The following is a 19,195-nucleotide window of genomic DNA, read 5'->3' as shown; positions in this document are numbered from 1 at the left end:
CGGGTTTCTGACGGCAATCTTGCGGACCGCTACTTGTCGGACCCCGTCTTTAGAATCGTGGTATGCCTCCTCCGACAACGCCTTACGCCGCTGATGTGGTGAATTCGGTGTCTGATCGGTTGTCGGCTTTGTATGACGAGGCTGCTGAGTTGGTGGGTCAGCGTAATGCTCTTGATGGTCGGTTGGTGGAGATTGTCGCCGAGATCGATGGTGGCGATGGGCCGTCGTTGTGGGGTCATACGGGGTGTCGGTCGTTGGTGGAGTTGGTGGCGTGGCGGTTGGGGATGTCACCGCGTAACGCTCAGGTGATGGTGGCGATCGCCCAACGCTTGGAGGTGTTTCCGCGGTTGGCGGCGAACCTGCGTCAGGGGCAGATGTCGCTGGATCAGTTCGGGGTGATCGCCGAGCATGCCGCTGATGGTTCTGATGATCATTACGCCGAGCTGGCCACGATGGCGACGGTGACGCAGTTGCGTACGGCGGTCAAGCAGGAGCCGCGCCCGCAGCCGGAGCCGCGGGATGGTGCGGTGCGGTCGTTCAGTAGGCATGAACAGGACGGGTGTACGACGTATCGGATTCGGTTGCCGAAGTTGGAGGCGGCGAGGTTCGATGCGGCGTTGGGTGCGCACAAGGAGGGGTTGGTCGCTGACTGGCGACGCGACCACGACAACCCTGACGCTGATGGTAGGGATGGCCGGGATGGTGTGGAGGTGCCGCCGTTCCCGGACGCCGTGGATGCGTTGATGAGTGTGGTCGAGTCCGGTTGGGATGCCGAAGCGGCCGTGCGTCCGCATGGGGCGCGTACGACGGTGGTGGTGCATTACGACGTCGAGAAGGGTTCGGCGGCGCTGCATCTGGGGCCTGTTTTGTCGGAGTGGGAGCGCCAGTTCTTGTTGTGTGATGCCAGTTGTGAGGTGTGGTTGGAGCGTCATGGCACGCCGATGGGTGCGGGGCGTAGTACGCGCACGATCAGTCGGCGGTTGCGGCGGGCGTTGGAGCATCGCGATGGGACGTGTGCGGTGCCTGGGTGTGGGGCGACGCGGGGTTTGCATGCCCATCATCTGGTGCATTGGGAGCATGGCGGGGCGACAGAACTAGAGAATCTGGTGTTGTTGTGTCCGTTTCATCATCGGTTGCATCACAAGGGGGAGATCACGATCGTCGGTCCGGCGGATCGGTTGGTGGTCACCGACTGTGATGGTCGCCGGTTGACCGGGGCGTCGCTGGCCCGCCCGCCGACCGGGCCGCCGCCGGATGTGCCCCCGTGCCGCGGTCCGAAGGGGGAGCGGGCCCAATGGATGTGGTACACCCCCTTCGAACCCGAACCCCCACCGGGCACGGATAACTAGCCGCTGTCACTATCCTTGCGGATGTTGGCAATGCCGCCACTGGCATACGCGGGTCGGTGACGCCACGCTGGGAGCAGGGGCATCCGTCCCGCCGTGTCGCGCACCGACGATGAGGAACACCGCCAATGCCGGATTCGATGAAAGCTGTTGTGCTGACGCGGTTCGGAGGTCCCGAGGCGTTCGGGTTCATGGATGTTCCGGTCCCGGCCGTCGGGTCCCGGCAGGTGCGGGTGCGGGTCCATGCGACCGCCGTCAGCCCGCTCGACTATCAGATCCGGCGCGGCGATTACCCGGAACTCGTGCCGCTCCCGACGATCATCGGTCACGACGTATCCGGCGTCATCGAGGACGTCGGGCGCGAGGTGTACTAGTCATCGGCGTGTGTCGGCCATAGCGGTGTCTTGCATGGGCAGTGTTGTCGCCACGTCGCCACGTCGCCACGTCGCCATGACGCATCGGTGTCGGAGCGGCGATGCGGGCTACGTATGCTCTTTACGGCAATTGATGAACGAACGCCCCCATAGCCCAATTGGCAGAGGCAGCGGACTTAAAATCCGCCAAGTGTCGGTTCGAGTCCGACTGGGGGCACCGCGATGGTTCACCTGGAGACAGCTTCGCGTTGGTGCAGGTCTTTTGACCTACTTCTTGACGCAGGTGGTATGCGCCTGTTCTACCAAGGCACGGTCCAAGTCGGCGTCTGGCCAAGCTGCAGCTGCTGGCCTCATTCTCATGGCCGCGAGCAGGTGCGGCATGCGCTCGATGGAATGCCGGTTCGAGCCGAAGACTCGTGAGATGAAATCGGTAGTTCCAAGCGCAAATGGTGCTTTCGACAGAATCGTCGGTGTCAGTTTGGAGCCAGACGCTGATGTCTCGCCGAAGTCGGGAGTATGTCGCACCTGACGCCTCATGGTTGCGGTCGGAGATGTCCAACCCCAATTAGCCGCTCGCCATCCCGTAAACCCGGCTGGGTCAGGCGAGGGCGGACATAGCCTCCGGCGGCTTGTGCTGACGCCTTTCCCGCTGTGTTCCTTCGTTTTTCGTTCTGTTATTTCTCGTAGGTGATCACCGATTGTGTCGCCATTTCCTTGTGAACCGACCTTCTGATTCCAGTCGTCCACTGGAGCTCTGACTGCCGTTCACTTCGGCCCATCTCCTGCATAACATGCCCGAGAGTTGGGAATTTTGTTCCGAACGAGACTAATGCCTCGACGATTTGCTGATTCTCACACAGTCCGTTCAAGGGCGGAGCTAATCTCCGTGTTGTCGGGGAGGACAGTTGCGGCTTCGGGGGGAGTTGTGGTGAGTGAAGAACCTATAGGCGGCATCGGAAGTAGAGCCGAGACACAGACAGTCCGCCGGCCTGGGAACACAATTGCGAAAGTGCTGAGGCTGTTCGGTTCGTGGCCCGCTTTGGTGTTTTATATCTACGCTGGGGTCGGCATTGTGGAAGTGCTGGACAGCACTCTGTCGCGGATGCATCTACCCGGCGGCGCATCCGCCGGGGCATCGACGATCGCATCGCCTTCATCTCTGACATCTCCGGACGTAGCCGGCGAAGCGATCAGTCAATGGACACAGTGGAGTGACCGCTATACGACGCATGTCATCGGACAGAATCCAGGTGATGGCCTTCCGCTCAGCTTTGTTCTGTTGATCTACGCGGTCACCGATATTCTATTTATCGCGTTGCCGATGTTCTTTCTGGTGCGGCGCATGATCGTGCGTGCCACAAAGCGAATCGAGTTCTTCGAAACACGCAAGAAGGTGCAGCATGACGAGGATGCGGTAAATCGCGTATCTGGTCTGGTTGGCCTGCTAAAAATGGCCGGAATCTCGGTACTTCTATTTGTAATAGCTGACGTGCTAGAGGGCGCACTACTGATCTCCGCGGGTCTGTCGCAGAATTGGTTTGTGATCGCGCTGACAGGCGGCGCGTCACTACTCAAATGGATCTTCCTCGGTTCGGCACTCATCGGATTGGTCGTTGGACTGATTGGCTCCCGGGAAATGCGTCGTGACCCCATGGTTGGGCTGGATAGCGGCTTCACGAGACGCGACAGCGGTTGGGCGTACATGTTGGCGCTTCGTATTCAGATCGCGATTGGTTTACTATTGCTGTCGCTCGGTGCGATGCGGGGCGACTTGGGTCATCAACTCGACGACGCATTCCTCTTCCCCTTCAGCCGTGGCGGTCAAATTGCTTGCTGGACAGCCGCAGTCGCCTCAATTCTCACCTTAGTCATTCTGGTGACCGCGAACTTGTGTATGCGTGCGTATCTCCCAAAATCGGCGAGCATGGCGAGGGCGTCTACCCGCGAAGCGCTATACGCGCCGGTGGAGCCCAAGCGTCTGGCGAGAACCAAGTTCTACGGCTATTCCTTGACAGGCGCAGTACTAACCGTCGTTGCCGTCACGGCTCTTCGTTTCGAGTGGCCCTTCGGGGTTGCCTTGATTGCCCCAGGCGTTCTACTCGTACTCATTGCCATCTATAGCCGGTATGCAGATAGCGATACGAAGCCAGACATCGTCAACACTGACCAACGGACGATTCGATCCGTTGGCTGGCGTTACTCGATTGCGCTCGCCGCAATTCCTTTCGTCGTGCTGGGTGCTCTCGCAATGCGAAACGGCGTGCGTCTGTTGACAATTCACCAGTACAGGCACGGTTGGTCCTTGATCGTAATCTTTCCCGTCTGCGCGATCGCGCTAGGAGCGGTTCTGATGTGGCTAACGTTCCGTGTTCTCAGAGGGCTTGGGCGGTTCGACAACCTGGACCGTCCGGAAGGCGAGCGTCGCAAACTCAATCCTTCGTTGTGGTCGGCCACAGTCGCCGCGGCCCTATCCCTGGCCCTGTTCATCACTGTAGGGCTCGATCCCGAAGGCGCTGGTGATCGGCTCGGTCCCTGGGGTTCGGTTTTTGCTTTCTGCGTTGGACTCTTGCTGGCAGGAACTGCCCTCGTGCTTTTGAGTGATCATGTCCGAGCCTGGGGGGTTCTTGCGGCAGTGGGGTTTCGGCGCATGCCGTTTATCGCGGCAATAGTGTTGTGCTTCGTCGCTAACGCGGCGATCGCCGACAGATTTGCCTACCATGATGTGCGGCTGGGTGCGGAACTCAGCGACACTCAGTATCAACCTCTGTTCGGTGCTGCGCCGAAGCCGGCCTTTCAGATTGGACTGACCCAGGCTCTCGATCAATGGGCATCAGAACAGCGCAAGAATGCGAATGGACGCAGGGAGATTCCGCTGGTCTTCATTGCCTCTGCCGGCGGCGGAATCCGGGCGGCCTACTGGACGGCATTGACGATGCGTTGCTTGGTCGCCGGGGGCGGCGAAACGAGCGGGGCTTGTCAGCGCCCAGTGCTCCCCAAGGACTCAATTTTCATGGCGAGCGGGATATCGGGTGGCAGTCTTGGTCTTGCGGGAATCCACGCCATGGCCGACGACAACGATTGGCTCAGCACTTTGCAGCAAGATTTCCTTGGCCCAACTGTCGCTGCCATGGCTTTCCGCGATATTCCGAATTCTCTGTTGCGCATCAATATTCGTGACTCGGATCGAGCGACCATTCTGGAGCGCGCTTGGGAGGCCCAGGCCGCCGAACGGGGCGGACACCTGGACCGTGGTCTGGTAGAGACCGCTTACTCGGAAGGTGGGAAGATCGCGTTCCCGCTGCTCGTCTTGACCGGTACATCCGTCACAGACGGCTGCCGTGTGGTCGCTAGTGCGCTGGACCTGTCCACGATTGCGCCGTCAGGATCCGGCCAGACCAGCGCCACTGACTGCCTGGCGCTCGATCAGAGGCGCTTCTCCGAAGGGACCCCGTTGCCTGCGCTTCCCGCGACTAAGGACGCTTTTGACAATACTTGTGCTGGCGATGGCGCTACAGTTCCGCACGACTTGCGATTGTCTACGGCTGCACTTCTGAGTGCACGGTTTCCCTATGTTTCCCCGACAGGCACTTTGCATTCGTGTAGTGGCAGCGACCGAACGTTCGATTTGGACGGTGGGCTGATCGACTCATCCGCTGCGTCACCGATCGCGATGCTGTGGCCCGAGGTAGTCAACTGGCTGAACAAGCAGGATGCGTCAGTGTGTTTCGCGCCGAAGCTAATCATTATGGAAAACGGCTACTTGGAGCAGACTAAATCGAATCCGGCGGCGCGCCCTGCTGAGTTGAGCGCACCGTTGACCGGCGCATTGGCGGCACAGTCGGCTGCCGCGCCCACAGCGCGGCAGGCAGCCGCGTACGCATTTCAGAAGTCGTTCGCTGGGCACGGCTGCAATTCTGCTGACGCTCCTGCCGGGTGGCAGGTTCCAGATGTTGTCGACTTTTATCCCGTTTCCCAGCCAGGCATAGAGGCTCCACTGGGCTGGACGCTGTCGTTCTACTCGCAGAGATCGCTGGAGGAACAGATCGTCAGCGCTGTCAACCAATGCAACACGGAGATCGTGGCAGCATGGTTCAGCGGGTCTACGTCGAAACCCGATACGTGTAATCAGCGCCCATCCGAATAGGCCTGGCGAGACTGTTAACTTGTGCCAGCATGCGGTCACCGTCGGGCGGCTTCGGGCAATGGTCGGCGATTGTAGTTATGCCGAGTTACCTTCCTGGTCGTATGTCTTCCGCTGAACTGGGTATGCGCGGACCTCACCTGGCCACCTGCGTTCTGTGCTGCGAGTCTTCTTCCGGTCACCAGAAGCCCGGTAGCACGAGAGGGGCAGACGTTGCGGCGTCTGAACGGCGATGCCACATGACGCGCTTGACAAGGGAGCTAGGTTCGGCGAGATCCGGGATGACATAAAGCTGCCGTTCGGCTTCGTGCGTCAGCATCGCGGCAGCGAGAGACGTCGCCGGATACCTAGACTCTGAGAATGCGCGTCCCTCGCCGAGTCGCAGATTTCAACAAAAGAGTTACCAACCCGGCTGCCCGCAGGATCACACCGTGGCTTCCGAACCTCGGGACGCTCGAGCACGTTGGCCGGAAGTCGGGCAAGCGATACCGCACACCCCTGCTGGTGTTCGCGACGCACGACGGCTACGCCATTCTCATCGGCTACGGCCCACAAACCGACTGGGTGAAAAACGTGCTCGCCGGCGGCCCGACCGTGCTGCACAAGCGTGGGCGGTCCATCGAGCTCGTCAACCCACGGGTGGTGAGAAAGGACGAGGCGGCGGAGCTGGTGCTGCCTCGTTCTCGGCTTTTCTACCGTTTGTTTCCATACAACGAGGCAACCCTGCTGCTGACGACAGCTGGCTCGGCGGACTGACTTCGGTCGTGCACCATGCTCGCCGCGGGAGCCAACTACGTTGCGGCAACACTGTTTCGATTCGTTACCGGACGCACAGCGCGCGCCTAACGTTGCCACAGGGGCGACCCACCGGGCGTCCATAACGTCGTGCTTCGTGTGGCGGTGAGGTGCCGCGGCAACACACACGGACGAAACGGAGTCACCCCATGAAGTTCACGCGTCGCGTAGCCGCGCCGATCCTGGCCGGCGGTATCGCGGTGGCCGGCCTGCTGGGTGTCGGGCTGAGTACCGCGAGTGCCGAGCCCGGCCCTGGATGCGGTACGCCGAACGCGCCCGCCTGTGCCCCGGGGCCGCAGAACAACAACTGGCAGCAGCGGGGTATCGATCAGGCTCGTGGCGACCATCAGCCCTTCCAGTACAACGGTCACCGCGTCGAGCCGATGCGTGCCGGCAACGGCGACGGCTGGGGTTTCTGGTTCCTGGGCCAGTGGATCCGGCTGTAGTCCGAAGCAGGGCCCGCACGCAGAATCTGGCCGGATTCTGCGTGCGGCTACCCTCGCGAGCATGGCATCACCACGCGTCGCAGTCATCGGGGCGGGGCTCTCCGGCGCGGCATGCGCACAAGCCCTGCGGGAGCGCGATATCGAGGTCGAGATCTTCGAACGCGGCCGCGCGCCGGGCGGCCGGATGGCCTCACCCATGCTGCACGGCCGGCGCGTCGACATGGGTGCCGCGTACTTCACCGTCAACGACCCGTCGTTCACCGCGATCGCCGACGGTTGGATCTCGCGCGGCGTGGCGCGCCCCTGGACGGACACGTTCGACGTGTTCTCCTCGGCAGGCCACGATGTCACCACGGGACCCATGCGCTTCGCCGCACCGGGCGGCCTGCGATCACTGGTCCGCGACCAGCTTCCCGATGGTGTCCGCGTCGAATCGGCAGTCGAATCCCTCGACGATCTCACCCACGATGCCGTGGTCTTGGCCATGCCCGACCCGCAGGCGGCGCGGCTGGCACCCGAGGCGTGCGCATGGGTGACCTATGAACCGGTGATCGCGATCGCGGCCGGCTGGCCCGACCGCATCTGGCCGTTCGCCGACGCCGCATTCGTCAACGACGACCCGGATCTGTCCTTCATCGCCGACGACGGTGCCCGGCGCGGTGACGGCGCGGCCGTGCTCGTCATGCACACCACCGCCGACCGAGCACAAGTACATCTGGACGAACCGGATGACGCGGTGGCTCCGGTACTTTCGGCGCTTCGCCGGGTCACGGGCATCGACGCAGCACCGACCTGGACGCACGCGCACCGCTGGACGTTCGCGAAGCCTGCCGGCACCCACGGCGATGCCGAATTCGGTCTGGACACCACCGGGCGCCCCTTGGGAATCTGCGGTGACGCCTGGTGCCCCGCGGGCGCCCCGCGCGTGGAGTCGGCGTGGCTGTCGGGCCGGCGGTTGGGTGCTGCCCTCGCGGCCGCCCTCACCTAGCCGCCGCGGCACCTCGACAGCGTCGCGAACAGTAGATGATCTGATCCCACTGCCCCCGCGAGCGCCACTTCTTGCGATTGTGGAACGGGCGACCGCATGTCGGGCAGATCTTGACCTCGCTGTTCTTGTCCAACGCCGTCCTTCCCGTCACGCCGACGTCGCGTGCTCCTGCTGGTCACGAGCTGCGGTGAGAACCCACCGGATACCGCCTACCAGCACCCGCCCGGACATCCGCACCACGGTCGCCTCCAGCGGCGGGAAGTACGGCAGCCACAACGGCTTTCGCGCCCAGCTCGGCAGCATCGCCACAGCGGTCGTGGCCAACACCCCGTACGGTGCGCGCGCCGGCAGCGGCAACGGCGGCGTCAGCAGCAGGAAACGGGCCGCGTCCCGCGCCGCCGCGGTCCCGCACAACTCCGGTCGATAGGCCTCGATGCGCGCCCGAAGCTCGTCCTCGGTGCGCGGCGGATTCGGGACCCCGAGCGCCTGCGCGACCCGGGCGGTATCGGCGACATATCCGTCGCGCCCGGCCTGATCCAGCGGCTCGGCACCGTAGAGCTGATGCGCCAGCAGGAAGCTGTCGATTTCGGCGATGTGCACCCATTCGAGCAGGTGCGGATCCGAAGCCTCATACGGCGTGCCATCCGGCGCCACCCCGCGCACGCGGCGGTGGATACCGCGCACCTTGTCCACGGCTCGCTGCGCGTCGGCGGCCGGACCGAAGGTCGTCTCGGCGAGGAAGGTACTGGTGCGCTGCAACCGCCCCCACGGGTCACCGCGGTAATCGGAGTGCTCGGCGACACCGGCCATCGCCAGCGGATGCAGCGACTGCAACAGCAGTGCACGCAGCCCTCCGACGAACATCGAGGCGTCGGCGTGGACGCGGCGGATCGGGCGGTCCTCGTCGAACCAGCGTGGCCCGGGTGTGCCGTGGATCCTGGCCCGGTTCTGCGGCCCGTCGGGCCCGGCGACCAGCCCGAACAGCGCACGTCCCAGGCTGTCCCTGATCGCACCCATTTCCCGCCCCAGCACCATGACTACGACGGTACGTGCCGCTCGGGTGTGGCGGCGTGGGTATCCGCCTCCGCCCGGGTCTTCGGGCTCTGCGGGCGTCGTTTCACGAACCATTTGTTGATGACGTACAGCACGATGACCACCGCCCAGGACAACAGGCTCAGAACCAGCTGCGAGCGCAGCGCGGTGTCGATGAACATCTGCACCAGAATCGCGACGATACCTAACGCCGTGAGCACGGAAAGTGCTGGGAACAGCCACATTTTCACCCGGAGTTCCGAATCCGGGGTGCGGTAGCGCAGCACGATCTGGGATATGGAGATGAGCAGGTAGACGAACAGGATGATCGCGCCGCTGGAGTTCAGCAGGAACGCGAAGATGGTGTCGGGGGAGACCGCGGCGGCGATGACGCACAGGAACCCGATTATCGAGGACGCCAGGATCGCATTGGCGGGAACACCGCGACTGGTGATCTTGACCAGTGCCGGCGGGGCCTCGCGGCGCTGGGCGAGCACGAACAACATGCGTGAGGACGTGTAGAGGCCCGAATTCAGGCAGCTCAGCACCGCGGTCAACACGATGGCGTTCATGACGTGGTCGGCGTACGGAATGCCCATCTCGGTGAAGGCCGCGACGAACGGGGAGGCGGCGACGCTCTCGTCGTTCCAGGGCACTATCAGCACGAGCACCAGCACCGCGCCTACATAGAACACCAGGATGCGCAGGATCACCGAGTTGGCGGCCTTGGCCACCGCGCGTTCGGGATCGGCGGACTCCGCGGCCGCGATGGTGGCGATCTCGGCGCCGACCATCGAGAAGATGACGGTCACGATGCCCACGGTGATCACGCCGAAGCCCAGCGGCATGAACCCGCCGTGACTTGTCAGATTGGAGAAGTCCGCGGACTTGCCGGGCCACAGCCCGAAGATGAAAGCCGTTCCCAGCCCGATGAATCCGATGATCGCGGCGACCTTGATGCCGGCGAACCAGAACTCGAATTCGCCGTAGGAGGCGACCGAGAACAGGTTGGTCGCGGTCATCAGCACCATGAAGATCAGCGCGGACAACCACAACGGCACATCCATCCAGTACTGGATGATCTTGGCACCCGCTATCGCCTCGAACCCGACGACGATGACCCAGAAGTACCAGTAGAGCCAGCCGACGGAGAATCCGGCCCAATTCCCGAGGGCCTTGCGCGAGTAGTCGGCGAAGGATCCGGTGGACGGGTTGGCCACGGCCATCTCGGCGAGCATCCGCATCACCATGATGATCAGCACGCCGGCCATCCCGTAGGTCAGGAATGCCCCCGGGCCGGTGTCTCCGATGACGACGCCGGAACCGACGAACAATCCGGCCCCGATGACACCGCCGATCGCGATCATCGTCAGCTGCCGCTGGCTCAACGCCTTCTTGAGACCTGGTGCCTCGCTCATGGGTACCTCCGACGCTGTCGGGCCGAAATTGGACCGAGGGGGAGTACCCACCTGTGAGTGCTCTCACTCCAGGCGGTGTGGGCGGGGGTCGCTCAGGACTCGCAGCCGGTCCCGTTACCGTCGCGGTCGAGGTCGTAGATATCGTTTCCGATCACCGTCACGGGGCCCTGGACGTACGCCGGACCGTTGCCACTACCGCCGGCGCAGTCGACATCGCTGGCGATCGGGACACAGGCACCCGAGTAGTTCGGATCGCACGGCGCGGCCTGGGCGCCCGGTGCCACCACCAGGCCTGCCGCGAACATCGCGACCATCAGAAACAGTTTCGTCATGACGCCAATGTTATTTGTGCACAGCGACTTTCGGTGCGGCTTTCACCAAGTGGACCGGTGCCGTGCGCTATTCGGCTTCGACGCGCCGGCGCCGGATGAACACGAAGCCGACCAGTGCCAGCATCGACGACGCGTCCATCGGGGCCAGGGTGTAGCCGAGGTCCTGCATGACGGCGCGTTCCACGGCGCTCAGCGCGCGTATCCCGTGGCCGGTGGGCACCTGGGGATTCATCAACTGCCGGTTGGGGCCGCTGAACACCGTGCTGTCCAGGTGGGAGATCGAACTTCCGCCGGCCCACGTCGTGGGCGCATACAGCGGAACCATGCCGCCGTAGGCCGCTTGCGCGGCACTACCGCCGAAGAACACGCTGCCCGAACCGCCGGTCAGGCTGGCCGCCATCGCCGGCGTCAGCCGGAAGTCCGAGCCGATCAGCTTGGACCCGCCCGAGGTGCGCAGGAAGCTGTCATAGAGCGTCCACCCGCGCTGCGTGCCCGTGCTGGACGGTTGCGCGTAGGACATGAACCCCAGCGAGTGCAGGAACTCGTGCATGGCGACCATGTCGAAGTCGTACTGCTGAGCCGAGACGTAGTCACCAAATGCCCACGGGTAGGCGAAGTTCCAGTTGATATGCCCGTCGGCGGCGGCGCCGTTGGCGTCGATTCCGGTGAGCAGCTTGTGCTGCACCACGGTGGGGAAGAATCCTGCGCCCGAGGAGATGAGCGCACTCTCGGCCGAGGCAAGGCTTGTGCCGACGGTGTTTTCGCCGGTGATCTCGTAGGTGATGATCACGGGCCTGGTGACGATGAACTCACGCATCACGTTATTGGCGGCCCGATAGAGAGCGGTGCGGGCGTCACTGGTCCAGTACTGCGAACCGCTGGTGTAGTTGAAGATGAACGACACCGCGCGCTCGTTGACCAACAGCGAAGCGTGCGTGCTGGCGGCGCGGAAAAGGTCGAAGAGGTTGATGTGCTCGCCGAGGTCGGTGGCGGACACCACGAAGTTGTCCACCCCGGTGAACCCGGCATTGGGGGTGTAGATGAACGACCCGTCCGGCGCGATGACCACGGTGCCCGAGGTGGGACCGGTCACGATGGCGTACCGGATCTCGTCACCCTCCAGGTCGACCGCGCCCAGGGTGCCGGAGATCGGCACCCCGCCCTCGGCGCTGATCTGGGTGGGGTTGAGCCACGGTGCCTGGTTGAACAGCGTGCGGCGGGTGCCGTTCAAGGACGCATAGAGCCACTCCTTGAACTCGTACGGCAGCGGCAGCAGCGAGATCACCGTCCGCCCGGTACCGATGAGCGCTTCGATCTGGCCCGCGACGAACTCGCGCCCGAAGTTGGGTGGGTCGAGCGAGATGACCGACGAGGCCGACGGCGTCAGCGTTTCGGTGTCGGGCAGCGGCGCCTCGGCCGTGGTGTTCTGGCCGCCTGTCGTGGTGGCGGCCGCCGAGTAGGTGTGCGCGGCCGGCTGCGGGTGGTCCTCGGAGGTCTGCTCCTGGCTGTGGTCCGTGCTGTCGGTCGACGTCGTCGAGGAGTGTGCCGCTTCGGTGATCGTCGGGGTGGGCGCGGCAGAAGGCTGTTCTTCCGCCGGCGGCGTTTCGGTCAGGGACGTTTCGGGCGGGGACGCTGGCGGGGATGCTGGGTCCGCATCGGTCGCCTCCTGCAGGTCCTCGGACTCGGCATCCTCGGACGGGGCGGCGTCGGGTTTCTTGAGCTCGGTCTCCCGGTCGTTCTTGCGGACGGTCTCGCGGGTTTCCTCGACCGTTCCGGACTTGGTCGGCCGGTCGGTCTGGCTGTCGGTGTCCGTTCCGCCGAGACCGGAGGTGCGCTTCTGGTCGTCGGTGCCGCCGGAATCGGCTCTGTCGGATCGCTCGGCGTTGCCAGAACTCGACGAGACGCCATCTTCGGCCGCCGCCGTCGCGATCTCGGGACCGACGGCCGTGAGGCCCAGCAGCGTCGCGGTCAAGCTCAGCGAGGCTGCACCCGCGGCAAGCCGACGCTGCGCGGCCGCGCGCTTGGTCCGGCGGCGGTGCTTGGCGCCGCGGGTCGGGTGCTTTGCCGTCACGATTTTCCCCCTCGTCAATTTGGGCAGACTTTATCCTGTGACGGGCGTTCGGTCACTCGATTCGCGCAGCGGGTCGTAGCGGATCACCGCCGGTCGCGCGGGGAAACCGGACATCCGGGTGGGGGATAGCGCCACCCGCGCCGGTCACGGCAGCAGGATTGTCAGTTGCTGCAGGTGCGGACAGGGTTGATGTGTCCCCGAAACCCCGGCATGAAGGAGCGCGTCATGACCGCCACCGTCCGTTCAGATCTGGTCCTGTCCCACGCCGTCGTCACCGCCGATGTCGATGCACCCTTCGACGACATCGATATCGAGCAATGGCTCAAGACCCTGCCCACCCACGAGTACCAGCGGTGCGCCCCCGGCGATCACAAGGCGGCGGGCTACACCGTCGATGACGACGGCACCCCCATGTCGATCAACGTCGAGATGATCGGTAGCGGGCTGGTGGTGCAGCAGTACCGGTACGAGGTCGCCCAAGCGCATTACTGCAAGATGGTCTCGCTTTCCGACATCCTCACCCCGGCCGGCTGGACCACCACCCAGGTCATCTGGGAGCTGCGGATGGAGCGGCTCGAAAACGGCCGGTGCCGCTACACGAACACCGTGACGTCCCATCCGACCGAGGATTTTCTGTCGTTCATCGCCGCGCAAGGCCAGAGCTTCACCGACGCCGCGGCCGCGCGCCAGGAAGCCTCGGGTGCGCATTGCCGGGTGGAGACGCCGCGCTATGCCGACAGCATCGCCCGGTGGGCGACGAGTCGGCGCTGCGGGTCCGTCGGCCTTCGGTAATCCGTCGCCAGAGGGCGCTCCAGGTCCCACTTGAGTACGCAGCTCGGTGCGAACGGTCCGCTAATGTAATGCGGGACAGGATGTTTGAGTGCCGATGGGTGGACATGTGCTGCTTCGGATTTCGTCGGCGCAGGGGGTCGATATGAGGGCGGTTCGGTGTTCCCGCGGATCCGCCGGACGCCTGCTCGTCGGACTTGTACGATCGATGTGATTGCTCTTTTTTGCTGACCCGGAGGGCCGATGCCGCGCCACTGTGTGCAACACCCGTGGCGCCCGCAGGCGCGGCGTTGCGGGGCGCGGCGCGCACCAATCTGATCCGGCCAAAAACGCTGTGATCGAACAACATCGAAGAAAGGTCTGACACATGAGTCTGTACGCAGTGGTTGATCCGGCGACCGGTGAGGTGGTGCGGGAGTATCCGACCGCGACAGATGCGCAGATCGAGGAGGCGCTGGCCACCGCGGCCAAGACGTTCGGCGAGTGGTCGAAGAACACCACGGTGGCCCAGCGTGCCGACCTGATCCGCAAGGTGGCCCAACTGCACAACGAACGCAAGGACGAACTGGCCAAGATCATCCAGCGCGAGATGGGCAAGCCGCTGGACCAGTCGGTCGGTGAGGTCGAGTTCAGTGCGTCGATCTATGAGTTCTACGCCGACAATGCCGAGCGCTTCCTTGCCGACGAACCCATCGATCTGCTCGAGGGGGAGGGCAGCGCGTTGATCCGGCGCAGCCCGGTGGGTGTGCTGCTGGGCATCATGCCGTGGAACTACCCCTACTATCAGGTCGCGCGCTTCGCGGGCCCGAACCTGGTGCTGGGCAACACGATCGTGCTCAAGCATGCCCCGCAGTGTCCCGAGTCGGCCGCCGCGCTGCAGCAGATATTCCTCGACGCCGGCTATCCCGAGGGCGCCTACGTCAACGTCTATGCCACCAACGAACAGATCGCCGACGCCATCGCCGACCCGCGGGTACAGGGGGTGTCGTTGACAGGATCCGAACGTGCCGGCGCCGCCGTCGCCGAGATCGCCGGGCGCAACCTCAAGAAGGTCGTCCTCGAACTCGGTGGTTCGGATCCGTTCATCCTGCTGTCCTCCGATGACCTGGATTCCGCCGTCGAGGCCGCCGTCGACGGCCGCTTCGAGAACACCGGGCAGGCATGCAATGCCGCCAAGCGCATCATCGTCGCCGAGGACATCTACGACGAATTCGTCGACAAGTTCACCCAGAAGGTGCTCGCCAAGGCCGACGGACTGGCGCCGCTGTCCTCGGTGGCGGCCGCCGAGCGGCTCGAAGAGCAGGTGCAGCGAGTGGTGGCAGACGGCGCCACCCTGACCTCGGAGGGGCAGCGCAACGGCGCGTACTTCCCGCCGGGCGTGCTCACCGGCGTATCGCCGGATAAGCCGTCGGCCCGCGAGGAGCTGTTCGGCCCGGTGGCCACGGTCTACAAGGTGGCCGACGAGGACGCCGCCGTCGAACTGGCCAACGACACCCCGTTCGGGCTCGGGTCCTACGTCTTCACCACCGATGCTGAACAGGCCAAGCGCGTGGCGGACAAGATCGACGCGGGCATGGTGTTCGTCAATGCCGTCGGGGCCGAGGGGGCTGAGCTTCCGTTCGGTGGCGTCAAGCGTTCGGGATTCGGCCGCGAGCTCGGCCGCTTCGGTATCGACGAGTTCGTGAACAAGAAGCTCATTCGCATCGCAGGCTGAGCGCTGCCCCGGGTCGGCCGCGTCGTTCCCACCACGCGGCCGGCCGGGGTGCCGCCCGGCGTTCTCGGCGGACCGCGGATGATGATCGGCATGGGTGTGCCGGCGTCGAAAACAGAGCTGCTGGCCGCCATAGCGAAGACCTTCGACGCGCTGGCGACGACCCTGGACAGCGTGCCACCGGACGCGGTCCGCAGTCAGGTGATCGAGGGCCACGTCAAGGGCACCATGATCAGCCCGGCGGACCTGGTGGCCTATCTGGTCGGCTGGAATCGGCAGGTGCTCACCTGGCTTCGGCGACGATCGGACGGACTGCCCGACGAGTTCCCCGCGGCCGGGGTGAAGTGGAACGAACTCGGGACACTGGCCCAACGGTTCTACGCCGAATACCGAGACGAGTCGTGGACCTCGTTGCGCGCCCAGCTCGTGGACGCCAAGAACGATATCGTGGCCGCGGTCGAGGCCAGCACCGATGATGATCTCTACGGTGCCCCGTGGTACGGGAAGTGGCCGCTGGGCCGGATGATCTCCCTGAACACGTCGTCGCCATATACCAACGCCCGCAAGCGGTTACGGTCCTGGCTGAAGACCTGCTCCGGTTAGTCCGGCAGCGCATGCCCGACCGGTCACGCGCTCGGCAAGCGGTCGCGTTGCTCGGCCGGCCTCGGATCGTAGGTCTCCCAGAAGGTCGCCCCGACGATGCCCAGTGAGATCGGGTCGAAGACCGGATCGCGGCCCTCCTTCTTCTGCCGTTCGTAGTCACGCAACGCCCGGTAGGCCGGCTGCTGGAGAATCAGGATGCCGATGATGTTCAGCCACGCCATCAGGCCGACACCGATATCGCCGAGCGTCCACGCGTCGGTGGCGGTGGATACCGCTCCCATGGTGACCGACACCAGGATCAACGCCTGCAGCAGCATGGTGGTCGTCCGACCCACGCTGCCACGTATCAGTGGGACGGTGGCAGTTGCCGCCTTCCCGAGCAGGAATTGAAGGTTGGTCTCGGCCATGTAGTAGTAGGCGATGATCGTGGTCAGGCAGAAGAAGAACAGCGAGACCGCGATGAATGTCGAGCCGCCGCCGGCCCACAGAGTATCGAAACCAACCTGGGCGAAGGTCGGACCGACCTCGGCATCGGCGGGCAGCCTGCCACCCTCGGCGAGTACTGCACCCGTGCTGCTCTCACCCTCGTAGACGCGGTACGCACCGGTGGACAGAATGAGGAAACCGGTTGCGCTACAGATGAACAACGTGTCGACGTAGACGGCGAAAGCCTGGACCAATCCCTGCTTGGCCGGGTGTGACACCTCGGCAGCCGCCGCCGCATGTGGGCCGGTGCCCTGCCCGGCTTCGTTGGAGTAGATGCCACGCTTGACACCCCACATGATTGCGGCGCCAAGGATGGCGCCGAATGCCGCGTCGGCGCCGAATGCGCTGGAGATGACCATGCCGATCACGGCGGGCACCTCGGAGGCGTTGGCCGCCACGATGATCAGCGCCAACAGGATATAGACCAGCGCCATGAATGGAACGACCACCGAGGCGAACGTCGCGATGCGCTTGACACCGCCGATGATGATGAACGCGAGCAGGATCACGGTGGCCACGGCCACCCACCACGTCGAGACGCCCCAGGCGTTGTTCATCGCCGCAGCCATCGAATTGGATTGCACACTCGGCAGCAGCAGGCCGCAGGCCAGCACGGTCACCGCCGCGAACACGAGACCGTACACCTTGAACAGCGGTGCCGCCTTGGTGTGTGCCAGTGCGCGGCTGAGGTAGTACGCGGGCCCACCCCGGTACTCACCGGTCAGGCGATCGCGCACCTTGTAGATCTGCCCGAGCGTGCACTCGACGAATGATGTCGACGCTCCCAGAAATGCCACCGTCCACATCCAGAACAGGGCGCCGGGCCCGCCGAACGCAATGGCCGTGGCAACCCCGGCGATGTTCCCGGTGCCAACCCGTCCGGCCAAGGACATGGTGAGTGCTTGGAAGGACGACACTCCCGAGGGCGATTTCTCGCCCTTGAGCATCAGGCGGATCATCTCGGGGATCTGGCGGACCTGGACGAACCTGGACCGGATGGAGAAATAGATGCCGGCAGCCAGGCACAGATATACGAGCGCATTGCTCCAGATGTATCCATTGATGGTGCTGAGGAATTCGGTCACGTGTGATGGTCCAATCGTTCCGTGCGGGTGCGCCCATGGTTGCAGGACGGCTGCACCTGTGTGTTTCTTTTCGGTGACATCGGTGTTAGCCGGCTATGCGTCGGTTCGGGTCACCGGCGGGTCCGGTGGACCGCACGGTATGGCGACGAGTCGTGAGATCGACTGCAGGTCAACCGATGACGCGCAGCGGCAGGCTGACGAAGCCGCCGCGCCCCGATACCGTCATCAGATAGCGCCCGTTGGTCGGCACCGGCAGGGTCAGCGGATAGAACACGAAACCGATTTCACCGCCAAGGCTGGACTCCGGGACGTCGAGTTGCATCTCCAGCGTCGCCCCGGTCGGATCGCTGAATCGCACTTCGATCGTCGGTGCCTGATCCGTCGGCTCGGGCTGGATCAGCACGACCAGTACCGGCGTCACCGTGCGCTCCGGTGTGGCGTGGCAGCTGTCGACGACGCCGCCGACGATATCGAGCTTGTTGTCGACCACCGTGGCCGACTCGGCCAGGAATGCTCCCGTGACGATCATGGCTCACCGTATACCCAGCCCGCGATGCCTGCGGAACCGGATAACTTCCGATAGTACAGAAATGAATGTACTGTCGGGCGCGTGCAGACGCTGACCCATATCGATGCGCTGGCCCGCTTCGGGCACGCTCTCGCCGACGGCACCCGCAGCCAAATTCTGCTCAGTCTGCTTCGCGGACCGGGGTATCCGTCCGAGCTCGCCGACCGACTCGGCGTCTCGCGACAGATACTGTCCAACCATTTGAGCTGCTTGCGGGGTTGTGGTTTGGTGGTGGCGGTATCCGAGGGACGACGTACCCGATACGAACTCGCCGACGTTCGCATCGGCCGGGCGCTCGAGAACCTGATGGGCCTGGTTCTCGCGGTGGACCCGGGATGTTGCAGCGACTGCGCGTGCTGCTGATGGCCGTCCCGGTAAGCGCCACACGACGCGCGCTACTGAGCCGTCGAATCCGGCTGTTCGTCCTGATCACCATCACCTACAACGTGATCGAGGCGATCGTCGCGCTCACCGAGGGCGCGCGGGTGTCGTCGGCAGCACTGTTCGGTTTCGGTCTGGACTCCACCATCGAGGTCGCCTCCGCCGCCGCGGTGGCCTGGCAATTCGCCGGCTCCGACCCGCAGTCACGGGAGAAGGTGGCGCTGCGGGTGATTGCAGTGGCCTTCTACGGGCTGGCCGCCACCGTCGCCGTGGACGCCGCGCGTAGCCTTGCCGGCGGTACCGACCCCAGGCACTCTCCCATCGGCATCGGGCTCGCCGCACTGAGCCTGGCGGTTATGCCGGTGCTGTCGTTGGCACAGCGGCGAGCCGGTCGTGAACTCGGATCACGTTCTGCGGTGGCCGATTCCAAGCAGACGATGCTGTGTACCTATCTTTCGGCGGTGCTACTGGCGGGTTTGGTCCTCAACGGAGTGTTCGGCCTGAGCTGGGCTGATCCGGTCGCGGCGCTGGCGATCGCCGCCGTCGCGGTCAAAGAGGGCAGGCAGGCATGGCGAGGGCAGACCTGCTGCGCGGCGGCGCAACACTGCGGCTGACCCGTAATACGGTGA

The 19,195-nt window shown here is 64.3% G+C and carries 17 protein-coding genes, 1 tRNA gene and 1 pseudogene; 12 read left to right on the top strand and 7 right to left on the bottom strand.

Translation table 11 applies throughout. From position 1 onward, the window contains the following. Positions 1 to 62 precede the first annotated feature (62 nt). From FBY28_RS26155 to FBY28_RS07855, 7 genes are all read left to right on the top strand, one after another. A complete protein-coding gene (locus FBY28_RS26155) occupies positions 63 to 1,349 on the top strand; it encodes an HNH endonuclease signature motif containing protein (protein WP_141865679.1) in 1,287 nt (428 codons plus the stop codon). Between the two features lie 137 nt (positions 1,350 to 1,486). Further along, positions 1,487 to 1,720, top strand: a complete 234-nt coding sequence (locus FBY28_RS07880; RefSeq protein WP_216847557.1) for an alcohol dehydrogenase catalytic domain-containing protein — start codon at positions 1,487 to 1,489, stop codon at positions 1,718 to 1,720. Between the two features lie 143 nt (positions 1,721 to 1,863). Beyond that, positions 1,864 to 1,937, top strand: a tRNA-Leu gene (locus FBY28_RS07875). Between the two features lie 792 nt (positions 1,938 to 2,729). After that, on the top strand, positions 2,730 to 5,864 hold the full coding sequence (locus FBY28_RS07870) for a hypothetical protein (protein ID WP_141865677.1): 3,135 nt from the start codon (positions 2,730 to 2,732) through the stop codon (positions 5,862 to 5,864). A gap of 357 nt (positions 5,865 to 6,221) precedes the next feature. Beyond that, the gene (locus FBY28_RS07865; RefSeq protein WP_141865674.1) at positions 6,222 to 6,617 is read left to right on the top strand and encodes a nitroreductase family deazaflavin-dependent oxidoreductase; all 396 of its coding nucleotides are present in this window, start codon (positions 6,222 to 6,224) and stop codon (positions 6,615 to 6,617) included. Between the two features lie 188 nt (positions 6,618 to 6,805). Further along, a complete protein-coding gene (locus FBY28_RS07860) occupies positions 6,806 to 7,102 on the top strand; it encodes a hypothetical protein (protein WP_141865672.1) in 297 nt (98 codons plus the stop codon). A 61-nt stretch (positions 7,103 to 7,163) separates the two neighbouring features. Next, positions 7,164 to 8,090 (top strand): NAD(P)/FAD-dependent oxidoreductase, encoded by a 927-nt coding sequence (locus tag FBY28_RS07855; RefSeq protein ID WP_141865670.1) that lies wholly within the window; start codon positions 7,164 to 7,166, stop codon positions 8,088 to 8,090. On the opposite strand, the gene FBY28_RS26380 is transcribed toward FBY28_RS07855, so the two are convergent. The 5 genes and pseudogenes from FBY28_RS26380 to FBY28_RS25735 all read right to left on the bottom strand — a co-directional run bounded on the left by FBY28_RS26380 (position 8,083) and on the right by FBY28_RS25735 (position 12,943). Then, the gene (locus FBY28_RS26380) at positions 8,083 to 8,241 is read right to left on the bottom strand and encodes a DUF2256 domain-containing protein (RefSeq protein WP_216847556.1); all 159 of its coding nucleotides are present in this window, start codon (positions 8,239 to 8,241) and stop codon (positions 8,083 to 8,085) included. The genes FBY28_RS07855 and FBY28_RS26380 overlap by 8 nt on opposite strands. Continuing rightward, positions 8,238 to 9,125 (bottom strand): oxygenase MpaB family protein, encoded by an 888-nt coding sequence (locus FBY28_RS07845; protein ID WP_174241566.1) that lies wholly within the window; start codon positions 9,123 to 9,125, stop codon positions 8,238 to 8,240. Before FBY28_RS07845 ends, FBY28_RS26380 begins: the two co-directional genes overlap by 4 nt. Positions 9,126 to 9,127: 2 nt before the next feature. Continuing rightward, positions 9,128 to 10,540, bottom strand: a complete 1,413-nt coding sequence (locus FBY28_RS07840; RefSeq protein ID WP_141865668.1) for an amino acid permease — start codon at positions 10,538 to 10,540, stop codon at positions 9,128 to 9,130. A 92-nt stretch (positions 10,541 to 10,632) separates the two neighbouring features. Continuing rightward, positions 10,633 to 10,821 (bottom strand): annotated as a pseudogene (locus FBY28_RS07835) (hypothetical protein); the annotation flags it as partial. A 118-nt stretch (positions 10,822 to 10,939) separates the two neighbouring features. Continuing rightward, positions 10,940 to 12,943 carry an Ig-like domain-containing protein gene (locus FBY28_RS25735; RefSeq protein ID WP_160145466.1) on the bottom strand — a complete coding sequence of 668 codons (2,004 nt, stop codon included), beginning with the start codon at positions 12,941 to 12,943 and terminating at the stop codon, positions 10,940 to 10,942. Between the two features lie 225 nt (positions 12,944 to 13,168). Between FBY28_RS25735 and FBY28_RS07825 the strand changes: the two genes are divergently transcribed. The 3 genes from FBY28_RS07825 (at position 13,169) to FBY28_RS07815 (ending at position 16,046) form a co-directional block, all read left to right on the top strand. After that, positions 13,169 to 13,735 carry a hypothetical protein gene (locus tag FBY28_RS07825; RefSeq protein WP_141865663.1) on the top strand — a complete coding sequence of 189 codons (567 nt, stop codon included), beginning with the start codon at positions 13,169 to 13,171 and terminating at the stop codon, positions 13,733 to 13,735. A gap of 364 nt (positions 13,736 to 14,099) precedes the next feature. Further along, positions 14,100 to 15,446, top strand: a complete 1,347-nt coding sequence (locus FBY28_RS07820) for an NAD-dependent succinate-semialdehyde dehydrogenase (protein ID WP_141865661.1) — start codon at positions 14,100 to 14,102, stop codon at positions 15,444 to 15,446. A gap of 90 nt (positions 15,447 to 15,536) precedes the next feature. Further along, a complete protein-coding gene (locus FBY28_RS07815) occupies positions 15,537 to 16,046 on the top strand; it encodes a ClbS/DfsB family four-helix bundle protein (RefSeq protein ID WP_141865659.1) in 510 nt (169 codons plus the stop codon). Positions 16,047 to 16,069: 23 nt separating this feature from the next. Here FBY28_RS07815 and FBY28_RS07810 read toward each other — a convergent pair whose 3' ends face one another. Further along, on the bottom strand, positions 16,070 to 17,617 hold the full coding sequence (locus tag FBY28_RS07810) for an alanine/glycine:cation symporter family protein (protein ID WP_141865657.1): 1,548 nt from the start codon (positions 17,615 to 17,617) through the stop codon (positions 16,070 to 16,072). Between the two features lie 169 nt (positions 17,618 to 17,786). Continuing rightward, complete coding sequence (locus FBY28_RS07805) at positions 17,787 to 18,146, bottom strand: hypothetical protein (protein ID WP_141865655.1); 360 nt, start codon at positions 18,144 to 18,146, stop codon at positions 17,787 to 17,789. Positions 18,147 to 18,227: 81 nt separating this feature from the next. Here FBY28_RS07805 and FBY28_RS07800 point away from each other — a divergent pair, with 81 nt between their 5' ends. Further along, positions 18,228 to 18,548, top strand: a complete 321-nt coding sequence (locus FBY28_RS07800; protein WP_141865653.1) for an ArsR/SmtB family transcription factor — start codon at positions 18,228 to 18,230, stop codon at positions 18,546 to 18,548. Continuing rightward, the gene (locus FBY28_RS07795; RefSeq protein WP_174241565.1) at positions 18,521 to 19,180 is read left to right on the top strand and encodes a cation efflux transmembrane domain-containing protein; all 660 of its coding nucleotides are present in this window, start codon (positions 18,521 to 18,523) and stop codon (positions 19,178 to 19,180) included. The genes FBY28_RS07800 and FBY28_RS07795 overlap by 28 nt, the downstream gene beginning before the upstream one ends. Positions 19,181 to 19,195: the final 15 nt, after the last annotated feature.

This window comes from Arthrobacter sp. SLBN-53 (assembly GCF_006715585.1).
GTDB lineage: Bacteria > Actinomycetota > Actinomycetes > Mycobacteriales > Mycobacteriaceae > Mycobacterium > Mycobacterium neoaurum_A.
Note: the sequence above shows the minus strand (reverse complement) of the source record. Positions and strands in the feature narration are given on the sequence as shown.